The sequence below is a fragment of the Trichocoleus desertorum AS-A10 genome, assembly GCF_039962155.1.
In the GTDB taxonomy this organism is placed as follows: domain Bacteria; phylum Cyanobacteriota; class Cyanobacteriia; order FACHB-46; family FACHB-46; genus Trichocoleus.
The window spans coordinates 808,931-818,867 of the sequence record NZ_JAMPKN010000001.1; the positions used below are offsets into that span (position 1 = coordinate 808,931).

Genomic DNA, 9,937 nt, shown 5'->3' on the forward strand with positions numbered 1-9,937 from the left:
GAGATAAATTAGGTCAGAAATAAATCAGCTGTTAATCCGAAACCGAAATAACCATTAAAACTTTAGTCAATCTAGCTAAAGTATGTTTCGTATGCGGATGCTTTAAATTGCTCCTATACCCTAAGATAGATGACACTGGTTTCACCAAACTGAAAGGGCACTTCAAAGGCTGCATTAAGTATGTAAAATTACGGGAATGGGTCACTTACTAGAAAGTGCCCTCAATCTCAGCCATACTATTGCATCGCTCCTCTACATCCCTGACAGGCAAAGCTGAAGGCAGTAATGTCAGCTCACCTAATCTCCCCTGGAAGCGCATTAATGGAGAAGTCTTCAAGTCCTGTACAGGCATGGGAACAGCACCGCAACCAAGCGATCGCTTGCTACGGTAAAAATCAATTTCGAGAATACCTAACCCTCTCTGAGCAAAACCTGGAATTAGCTAGAACTTTGGGTGACACGCCCAAGGAAGCGATCGCTCTGAATCAAGTCGGGTTAGCGCATATTCGGTTGTGGCAACCGCAGCAAGCTTTGCAATTTCTTCAGCAAGCTTTAGTGCTGCAACGCGCCTTAGGCCAACCCCAGTTGGAAGTCCAAGGAGAGTGTTTTCCGCAAACCGTGGTTTTACCTTTGTTTGGCCAAGCGACCACGCTTAACAATATTGGCTCTGTTTATAGCCAGCTAGGAGAACCTCAACGAGCTTTAGAGTTTTTCAACCAAGCTCTTGCGATCTTTCGAGAATTGGGCGATCGCCGAGTTGAGGCAGTTACCTTAAACAGCATTGCCTTGGCTTACATTCGCTTGGGTCAGCCGAAGCAAGCTTTACTGTTATGCAACCAAATCCTACCGATCCGGCGTGAGTTGGGCGATCGGGCGGGAGAAGCAGCAACGCTGAATAATATCGGCTTGATTTACAGTGACTTAAGCCAGCCCCGCAAAGCATTGCAATATTTCAAGCAAGCACTCCTAATTCAAAAGGAATTAGGCGATCGCACTGGAGAAGCGACAGCCCTCAACAACATTGGCTCTGTCTATAGCGATTTGGGTGAGCCTCAGCGAGCTTTGCTGATTCACAATCAAATTTTGCTGATTCGACAAGACTTGGGCGATCGCTTTGGCGAAGCTACCACACTTAATAACATTGGCTTTGCCTATCGCGATGCAGGTCAGTTACACCAAGCTTTAGACCTCTATCACCAAGCCCTGGCAATTCGGGAAACCCTAGGCGATCGCCCAGGACAAGCCACCACCCTCAACAATATTGGCTTTGCCTACCGAGACCTGAAACAACCTCAGCGATCTTTGGATTTTTACAATCGAGCCTTGATCCTCTACCGAGAATTAGAGGATCGCCCAGGTGAGATCACAACTTTGGCAAATATTGGGGCAATTTGGGCAGAATTGGAGCAGTCAGACTGGGCCAGAGACTTCTATCAAGAAGCCCAGATACTGGCAGAAAAAATTGGCAATCTTTTCTTACTCGATTGGATTCAGGTGCTCAGAGCAGCCAATCCCTAACCAGACTCAGCAGAGGCATGGTGACACATGCCTCTATGGCTACCACCAAGATTGTCTCTAGTTATACCAACTTGCTCTATGCCTAAGGCTAGTGGCAGGTCAACACTTATAATTAATAAAATTTACTAAAGAATCACATTTGGTGCCTAGTCTGTAAATTAAGATACAGAATATAGTTACGTTCATCTCTCTTGGTGTCTCATTTATTGCTGAGTTGGCTATTTCGCCATCGAGAGGGACGGAAGTAGGGAGCCATCCCGAAGGAACGCGCCTCATCCTAACCCCATTAAGCAACGAAGTTAGAGGCGAAAAGCATGAGACTGTCATACCGTGGTGCTCAATACGAGTCTGAGCTACCTACCTTTCAAATGTTGGAAGGAGATGTCGTAGGAAAATATCGTGGACAAAACCTGCGGCTGCAATATCCTTATCCGAAGCACATTCCCGTGCCTCAAACTCCTTTGGACCTAAAGTATCGAGGCGTTTCCTATTCCACTCATCGCCCAATGCAAGTGGAGGATTTAATTGCATCTCAGTCCGCAACGGCTGCTAGCCAAGTAAAACCTGTGCAAAATGTACGACAGCGGGTACTGAAGGAAGTTGAAGAGACGCATCGGACAAATATTTACCGTAGCCTAGAGCGACGCTTGCAAGTTGCTAAAAATCTAGGAGATCAAAGGTTGATCGGTATGTTAGAGTCTGAACTCCAACAAATCGTTTAACCAATTTTGATCCGAATCAATCAGAGCCTGGAGTGTGCAGCTTCAGGCTTTTTTAGTGGGTCCTCCATCAAGCCAGGTTCTTGATCGCAGCCTGAGCTTCTCGGCGTAACCCTGTAGCAATCCTGAATAACTCCTGCCCCGTGTGCAAGTAGTGGTCGTCGTAATTGAATGTAAACCGCTCTAGCTCCTCTAAACCGTCACTCACCTGGTTTAAGCAGTGATAGAGATGAGCCGCTACACCCGCTACGTTAGGAGGATTGGGCATGGAGCGAAAAGTTCTCTGAGCTTGGCTCAAATCAGTATGGGAATCTTCCAAATACTCTTGGAATCCTTCCATCAATTCATCATCAAAAGGATCAGCTGATAGCTCATCTATTTCTTCAGCTAAAGCTCTGAGAATTCGAGATAGCAGTCGATTTACAGGTGCATAAACCTGATTTAGCCATAGCTGTAGGTGTTCATCCGCTGCTTGACCAGTGGGGTACTGCTCTCGATAACGCTTCTGTACTTCGGCAGCTCGTCTTTGGCGATCGCCAGGAGACATTCCCTCCGTGTCAAATCTAGTGCCGTATAACCGATGAGCCAGCTCTTGGTCATAAGACTGACGACGCTGCGGATCGCTAAGAACTTCATAAGCAGCGTTGATCCGACTAATCTGCTCGTGGTCAGTGACAGCCCGATTACTATCTGGATGAAATTGCTTCGCTAGGCGGCGATAGGCTTGCTTAATTTCTACCTGAGTCGCCGCCTGAGGAATATCCAGCGTGTCGTAGTGATTGGAATTTCCCATAGGGCTATTTTAGCTTGTAGCCCTACATTGCTTGGGATGTAACTGGAGCCAAAAAAACAGCTCAAGTGGCTGCTGTCGAGAGACTGGGTTCCAAGTCTTGAAATAGGGGTGTGCTCAAGTAGCGCTCTCCAAAGCTCGGTTGCACCATGACGATTAAGCGTCCTGCATTTTCCGGTCGCTTGCCAATCTGAATTGCTGCGTAGAGAGCCGCTCCACTCGAAATTCCTGACAACAAACCTTCTTCGCGAGCTAAACGGCGACCATAAGCGATCGCATCCTCATCAGCAACGGCAATCACTTCATCGATCAAGTCAACTTTGAGGACTTGCGGTACAAAGCCAGCCCCAATACCCTGAATTTTGTGTGGACCTGGTTTGCCTCCAGACAAAATAGCACTATTAACAGGTTCAACCGCGATCGCCTTAAAACTGGATTTGCGCTGTTTAATCACTTCCGCAACACCAGTCAAAGTACCCCCCGTACCGATCCCAGACACTAAGAAATCTATTTCGCCGTCCGTGTCCTGCCAAATTTCTTCTGCGGTAGTTTCCCGATGAATTTGAGGATTCGCAGGATTGCGGAACTGCTGCAACATATAGGCATTGGGCGTAGAGTCAACAATCTGTTGCGCTCGGCGAATGCAACCACCCATCCCTTCAATACCAGGTGTCAGCTCTAATTCCGCTCCATAGGCTCGCAGCATGGCTCGTCGCTCCGAGCTCATGGTTTCTGGCATGGTCAAAACTAATCGATACCCTTTAGCGGCAGCTACCATCGCCAAAGCAATACCCGTATTTCCCGAAGTTGGCTCAACTAAAATAGTTTTGCCCGGTGTAATTAATCCTTCCCGTTCTGCTGCGTTGATCATATTGACGCCAATCCGATCCTTCACAGACGACGCCGGGTTCATGCCCTCCATTTTGACCACAATGCGAGCTAGGCATCCCTCGGCTTGAGGAACACGGTTGAGTTGCACTAGAGGAGTGTGACCAACCAATTCTGTAACATCATGAGCGATACGCATGGCTTGACTCTGGGGTTGACGTAGGAGTGGACTGAAGGACTGAAGTAGAAAGAGCAAATATTAGCAGTGCTAACCTGGATAACTCAGCAAAGCAATATTCTTGACTAAAGCTTGAATTAAGCTTTTGGCCTTATTGCCTGAAGTAAGCAATAAGAGCTTCTGTAGAGTTTTAGATGTAATACATAATGTCCAATTGCTGCCGCGAATCTCGCCGTTCCGCTAGGTCTTGAAGTGTATATCCGTGGAGCACAGCGTCAGCAGCCTGCCGCGATTCTTGCCAAATGTCCCAGATGACTGAACTTTCCACGGTTTTGGTTGTAGAACCATTCTCCATTGGTTGAGTGTCCAGCCCTTCAATGCAGTTTAAGGCTTCTAAAAGTGTAATCTTCCAAGGTTCACGAGCCAGTAAGTAACCTCCCTTGGCTCCTCTTTGACTGCGAACTAGGCCACAACGTCTAAGGGTTGCTAACAATTGTTCCAGGTAGCGATCGGGAATGTTTTGCTGAGCTGCAATCTGCCGAATCTGTAAAGGCTCACTACTACCGTAATGAGCTGCTAGTTCCAACAAAGCTAGCAAGGCATATTCACTTTTACACGAGAGTTCCACAAGCAAAGTAGGAATAGAGAGCGACTAACAAGGCTTAATATTCTTACATTATACCCCGGTTCTCCACTGGGGTTTAGAGGTTTAAGTAATTGCAATAAAAAGGCCCCGCGTATCAGCGAGGCCACTCAAAAGAATTTCAGCCTACCCAGGAATTACTAGAACTTAAAGGTAGTCCGAAGCGTACCAACATAGATGGTATCGTTAGCATCGTTGTGCTCAGGATTAAAGATCACAAGCAAACCAGGAGTGATGTCGATATTGTCGTTGACAGGATAACGATACAGCGCCTCTAGATGGAGAGAGGTGTCGGCATCGTCAGCGCGATTGCCATCAACATCGGTTAGCTTAGGTGGCATACCAACAATGACACCAAGCAGTGACCCTTCTTTACCTAAGTCAGTGAAACCTACATTCGCTGCCCAGTTCCAGATTTCTGCATCGCTACCCTCAAGCGCACCAGCTTGGGCATGAGCTTCAGTGTAGCCAACCCAACCTCCTAGAGAGATTTTAGAACCAAGACGGAAGTTAGCTTCAACGCCAAAGTTGTCAGTTGCGGTGGCAACATTACCAAAAGGTCTTCTCGCAAGGCGGCTACCTGTTGAAGAAGTGACGTTAACTAGTGGTACCAGCTCACCGTTTTCATCAAGTTCGACTCCAAATCCTGGGTCGTAGGCCCGAACATACGTAAACCCTAAACTCAGGGCCTCAAAAGGACGGAACGCAACTTGAGCCAATGCTGCATTAGGACCGTCAAATAATCCTGCCTTTTCACTAGGAGTTTGAGGATTATCTGCTAGGTAACCCAGTGATACAGACACTGCTTTACCAAAACCGGTGTTTACAGTAAGACCTGCTCCACCCGACCCTTGGCGGTAAATTGGGTTGAAGCGCCCAAACCGAGAGATCGAACCACTACCACTGCTGGTAAACAGGGGGTTAATGGTGTCGATGTTCTCATAGAACTCAGCACCTGTAGCGTCAAGGATAACGTTCGTGTTGTCTCCTAAAGGGAAGCGGTAGAACAACTTCTGAATGTTGACATCATTTTCTCCTTCACCATCAAAGCCCAAACGGGTCATGTTGGTGCCAGTTCTATCAGTGCCGTATTCGGGCACGTTGACTGCTTGCAAACGAGTTCTTAGGCGATCCTTACCAGTGAAGCTGGTATCTAGATTGAGACGAACGCGATCGCTCAGAGCAGTTTCGTCATCTAGCTCTGCACCACCTGGCCCTTGATCACCAAAAGCATTGGTGACAGCGAAAATAGCTTCTCCAGTGAGCTTGGTAGTGGTGGAGAACTGGTTCGCTTCTAGTTCAGCCGTGCGAGCTTCCAATGCATCTACCCGACCGCGCAACGTAGCGAGTTCAGCAGAGAACTCCTCTTGCAACCGCTGTAGAGTCGCTAAATCTTCTTTGCTAACCAGGTCAGCGGTACCTGCCGCAATCAATTCATTGATCCGGTCTAAGCAAGAATTAACACCAGCTGCAAACTCATAACGAGTCAGGGCGCGATTACCCCGATAGGTGCCATCAGGATAACCAGCGATACAACCATACCGCTCAACCAAGGATTGCAATGCTTGGAAAGCCCAATCAGTAGGTTGGACGTCAGAGAGCTGAGATACTGAAGTAACCTGAGCCAGACCGTTATCGCTGGTTTCTACAGCGATGGGTTGATCCAGAGAAGATACAGAGGTAGGGGCAGTCGGTGCTTCAGAAGCGATCGCAGACAAAGAAGCGACCAAGGTAGCACCCAAAACCGCTGGAGTAATCAGCAGAGAATTCCAGAAAATTTTAGACATCAACTTCCACGTCCTCACACCAAATTAGAACGGTCTCAATAGACCAAACAGAACTCTAAGAGCAAAATTAGCACCCTTAGATTGATTTTTATGTTCTTTAAAGCACATCCACACTTAGATAGGCTACTTAATTTAAGTAGCCTATCTAAGTACTCTACCACTAAAGGTTGATTAGTAAAGTTTGGAAGAAGACATAAAAAAGCCCCACTAGCAGTGGGGCTGAATGATTAGCTGATTAAGAGAATGAAAACTTCTCTTCTTCGGCTTAGAACTTGAAAGTTGTTCTTACAGTACCGATGAGGATGTCATCATTAGCTTCGTTTTGGCCAGGAGCTGTAATCCAGATTACACCTGGGGTGACGGAGATATTGTCATTCAACTGGTACTTGTAGAAACCCTCTAGGTGCAGAGAGGTATCATCTTCAACATCATTGTTCTTGCTACCTAGGTAGGGCTCAACACCCGCAACTAGACCGAGGAGGTTGCCCTTCTTACCAAAGTCAGGCAGAGCCAAACCTAGACCGTAGTACCAGACATCCCGGCTATTTTCCTGTAGGTTGATCACATTGGTGTAACCGAAGAAGCCGTTGATAGCCAAGGCATTACTAACCTTAAACGAGGCTTGCGCACCATAGGAGTTGGTAACTCTGGGGCCACCATCAGATCCACCACCGTTTGCCAGGGCATTACCTGTGACGGTTTGGGTAGCGCTACCCAAGTTGAAAATAGGTGTTCCGGTGTTGTGATAACCGTGAACATAGGTTAAGCCCAACTCCAGATTGTCGCCAGGAGAGAAGGTTAACTGACCCAGAGCAGCATAGTTACCATCGAATAAGCCGTTCTTCTCAGAGGGGTTAGCAGCATCAGGACCACCTAGGTAGCCAAGGCTAAGAGCGATAGCATCACCAAATTTGGTGTTGATACCGACACCTGCTCCTCCACCAATCCGGTAGATGGGGCTTTCTTGACCAAAGGCAGAGAGCGCACCATTACCGCCGTCATAGTCTTCTAGGTAGGGATTGGTAGTGCTGTAAACATAGTCACTGTGAATTCCACCTGTTCCTGCAAGGTAGACGTTGATATTGTCTCCTAGAGGGAAGTAGTAAGACAGCCAGTCTAAAACGATGTCATTGTTGCCAGTGTTACCGATGTTAAACTGCTGTGTTCCCTCAGCTGTAACGGTGTCAGGAACGCCATTGTTGTCGAAGTCTGTTGAGAAACCAGTTGCATTACCAGCAGCGAGACGGGTGTGGAGGACATCTCTACCTGTGAAGCTGCTTTGCAAGTCTAGACGAACCCGATCTTGCAGAACAGGGTTGTTAGAAAGATTTTGGTTGAACTCATCGGTGACTGCAAAAATTGCTTCACCAACTAGCTTGGTAGTGGTGGAGAACTGATTAGCCTCCAATTCAGCCGTGCGAGCTTCTAGGGCATCTACACGGCCCCGGAGAGTGGCTAGCTCGGCAGAGAACTCTTCTTGCAGGCGTTGTAGGGTAGCTAGGTCTTCCTTGGTAACTAGGTCGGCAGTACCAGCCGCAATGAGTTCGTTAACGCGGTCCATGCAGGAATTCAGACCAGCTGCAAACTCATAACGAGTCATTGCCCGGTTGCCACGGTAGGTACCATCGGGATAACCAGCAATACAGCCATACCGCTCAACCAAGGATTGCAGTGCTTGGAAAGCCCAATCGGTAGGTTGAACGTCAGATAGTTGAGAAACAGAGGTAACTTGAGCAACAGAATTCTGTTTGCCCTCGTTGGTGTACTTGTTAACTTGATCGAGGGAAGAAGTGTTGGCTGGAACTTGCGCAATCTGAGTAGGCGCTTGCGCTTGGCTAGGAACAGTCGCAAAAACGGGGCTTACTTCTGCTTCTGGAGCTGCTGGCTGAGCAGAAACAGCTACGGGAGCCAAATCTTGAGCTGCTGTAACTTGGGGTTGAGCTGCTTCAGCAACTACTCCAGCTTCTGCGGCGATCGCACCTGAAGAAACTGCTAAAACGGTACCCAAGAGAGCAGGGCTAACCAATAATGATTTCCACAGAATCTTTGACATTCTTTTTGTTCTCCTCACACCTGCTGTAGGACGACTAAGCTAAGCCATCTATCTACTAGTCTACGATAGAGACTCACGACGTTTCGTAATTGTTCCCAAGTATTTTGAAATTAGATCTACCAGATCTCTCAAAATGGTTGAACAAGGACCACGATCGTGTGTCTTAGCTTACAGTTTTAGCAAAAACCAGCGGATTCTTCAATTCAACGTTAACTTTATCAGCCGAAAATTGTCGAGAACTTTTGAAGATTTCCTAACTTGATATGCGAAGACGCCTAGGCTGCTGTGAATTACTACTAAAAAATATAAGCAGTTAAGACGGTAGATTAAATGCGAGAAATCTGTTGAGCTAGATCAAAATCCTTCTGAGTCAGCCCACCTGAGTCATGAGTTGTTAGGGTGATTATGACTTTGTTGTAGGAGATTTCCAGGTCTGGATGATGACCCGCTGTTTCAGCCGGCTCAACCAATTTATTGACAAAAGCGATCGCCTCAACGAAATTTTTGAACTTACGAACAGACTGAAGAGTTTTTCCCTCAACGGCCCAACCAGAAAGTAAATGAGCCTGTGCTTGAATCTCTGCTTGGCTTAGTAGTGGAGCCATACCTAACTCCTCGTAATGAGAAATCTGATAGTTTTCAGTAAAACCGCTCTAAGATTTTAGACAAGTTAGACAAAAGATTTACTTCAGCAAAGTCGGGTTATGTGTCGCTGCGTTCCGAACTTTGCAGTACTAAGCTGCGATCGCAAAAACTTAGATCTAAGAAATTAAATAACCATTTAAAAAACTATCCGCTCTCACTAGGTAGGCGCTTTGAGAAACTCATTGCAGCCGTAGAGTGAGAGCGGTGTAGCGGGTCTTCAGATTGAAACCAGACTGCCGGGAGGGACTCCCTGTCAGCCTAGTAACTAAAGTTACTCAGTTTTTCTAGAGACTAGATCAACTGTGGCTAACTGTTAGAGAACAGCCCCGGCACGCAGCCGGCTAACTTCAACCTGACGACCCAGGCATTTACTACTATCTTGCATGGGCATCACCTCCTTTGGTCCCTAAGCGGATTAATTCTTAGAAGGCAGAGCTTAAAGCTCCGGGTGCATTCACCTTTAGCTAAGATAACACACGAATTCAGAGATGTGTGTCTACAAAAAAGCCCTTATCTAATTAAAGATAAGGGCGTCGGTTTAGCCAAACCAAAAACGGCTCAGCTAGCATTCAGAAACACAATTACAGAGCATTACCACGAGGTAGTACTTCTTCAGGGAAGACAAAGTTTTCGTGTGGCTGATCTTGAGGTGCCATCCAAGCGCGGATGCCCTCGTTCAGCAAGATGTTCTTCGTGTAGAACGTCTCAAATTCAGGGTCCTCCGCTGCGCGAATCTCTTGCGACACGAAGTCGTAAGCTCGCAGGTTCAGCGCTAG

At 47.2% G+C, this 9,937-nt stretch carries 8 protein-coding genes, 1 pseudogene and 1 riboswitch; of the genes and pseudogenes, 2 read left to right on the forward strand and 7 right to left on the reverse strand.

Annotation, left to right across the window (positions count from 1 at the left end; genetic code table 11):
- The first annotated feature begins 321 nt into the window (after positions 1-321).
- Positions 322-1,518 (forward strand): tetratricopeptide repeat protein, encoded by a 1,197-nt coding sequence (locus NDA01_RS03760; RefSeq protein WP_348226916.1) that lies wholly within the window; start codon positions 322-324, stop codon positions 1,516-1,518.
- Positions 1,519-1,695: 177 nt separating this feature from the next.
- Positions 1,696-1,790, forward strand: a riboswitch (Glutamine riboswitch).
- A gap of 42 nt (positions 1,791-1,832) precedes the next feature.
- Positions 1,833-2,240, forward strand: coding sequence for an arginine synthesis PII-interacting regulator PirA (gene pirA / locus NDA01_RS03765; protein WP_348226917.1), 408 nt, complete (start codon positions 1,833-1,835; stop codon positions 2,238-2,240).
- A gap of 67 nt (positions 2,241-2,307) precedes the next feature.
- Here the strand turns inward: pirA and NDA01_RS03770 are convergent, their stop codons facing one another.
- From NDA01_RS03770 to NDA01_RS03800, 7 genes and pseudogenes are all read right to left on the reverse strand, one after another.
- Entirely contained in the window at positions 2,308-3,030 is a 723-nt protein-coding gene (locus NDA01_RS03770) for a J domain-containing protein (RefSeq protein WP_190554865.1), read from the reverse strand.
- A 61-nt stretch (positions 3,031-3,091) separates the two neighbouring features.
- The gene (gene cysK, locus NDA01_RS03775) at positions 3,092-4,054 is read right to left on the reverse strand and encodes a cysteine synthase A (RefSeq protein ID WP_190563072.1); all 963 of its coding nucleotides are present in this window, start codon (positions 4,052-4,054) and stop codon (positions 3,092-3,094) included.
- 169 nt (positions 4,055-4,223) lie between these two features.
- Entirely contained in the window at positions 4,224-4,661 is a 438-nt protein-coding gene (locus NDA01_RS03780) for an RrF2 family transcriptional regulator (protein ID WP_190433415.1), read from the reverse strand.
- 155 nt (positions 4,662-4,816) lie between these two features.
- The gene (locus NDA01_RS03785; RefSeq protein WP_348226918.1) at positions 4,817-6,463 is read right to left on the reverse strand and encodes an iron uptake porin; all 1,647 of its coding nucleotides are present in this window, start codon (positions 6,461-6,463) and stop codon (positions 4,817-4,819) included.
- A 265-nt stretch (positions 6,464-6,728) separates the two neighbouring features.
- The gene (locus tag NDA01_RS03790; RefSeq protein WP_190554862.1) at positions 6,729-8,516 is read right to left on the reverse strand and encodes an iron uptake porin; all 1,788 of its coding nucleotides are present in this window, start codon (positions 8,514-8,516) and stop codon (positions 6,729-6,731) included.
- Between the two features lie 326 nt (positions 8,517-8,842).
- The gene (locus NDA01_RS03795) at positions 8,843-9,121 is read right to left on the reverse strand and encodes a 4a-hydroxytetrahydrobiopterin dehydratase (RefSeq protein WP_348226919.1); all 279 of its coding nucleotides are present in this window, start codon (positions 9,119-9,121) and stop codon (positions 8,843-8,845) included.
- A 621-nt stretch (positions 9,122-9,742) separates the two neighbouring features.
- A pseudogene (locus NDA01_RS03800) lies at positions 9,743-9,937 on the reverse strand (photosystem II D2 protein (photosystem q(a) protein)); the annotation flags it as partial.

Bases quoted from the DNA above. Each gene is read 5' to 3' on its own strand.
- NDA01_RS03760 (WP_348226916.1), top strand. From the start codon at position 322: ATGGAGAAGTCTTCAAGTCCTGTACAGGCATGGGAACAGCACCGCAAC.
- pirA (WP_348226917.1), top strand. From the start codon at position 1,833: ATGAGACTGTCATACCGTGGTGCTCAATACGAGTCTGAGCTACCTACC.
- NDA01_RS03770 (WP_190554865.1), bottom strand. From the start codon at position 3,030: ATGGGAAATTCCAATCACTACGACACGCTGGATATTCCTCAGGCGGCG.
- cysK (WP_190563072.1), bottom strand. From the start codon at position 4,054: ATGCGTATCGCTCATGATGTTACAGAATTGGTTGGTCACACTCCTCTA.
- NDA01_RS03785 (WP_348226918.1), bottom strand. From the start codon at position 6,463: ATGTCTAAAATTTTCTGGAATTCTCTGCTGATTACTCCAGCGGTTTTG.
- NDA01_RS03790 (WP_190554862.1), bottom strand. From the start codon at position 8,516: ATGTCAAAGATTCTGTGGAAATCATTATTGGTTAGCCCTGCTCTCTTG.
- NDA01_RS03795 (WP_348226919.1), bottom strand. From the start codon at position 9,121: ATGGCTCCACTACTAAGCCAAGCAGAGATTCAAGCACAGGCTCATTTA.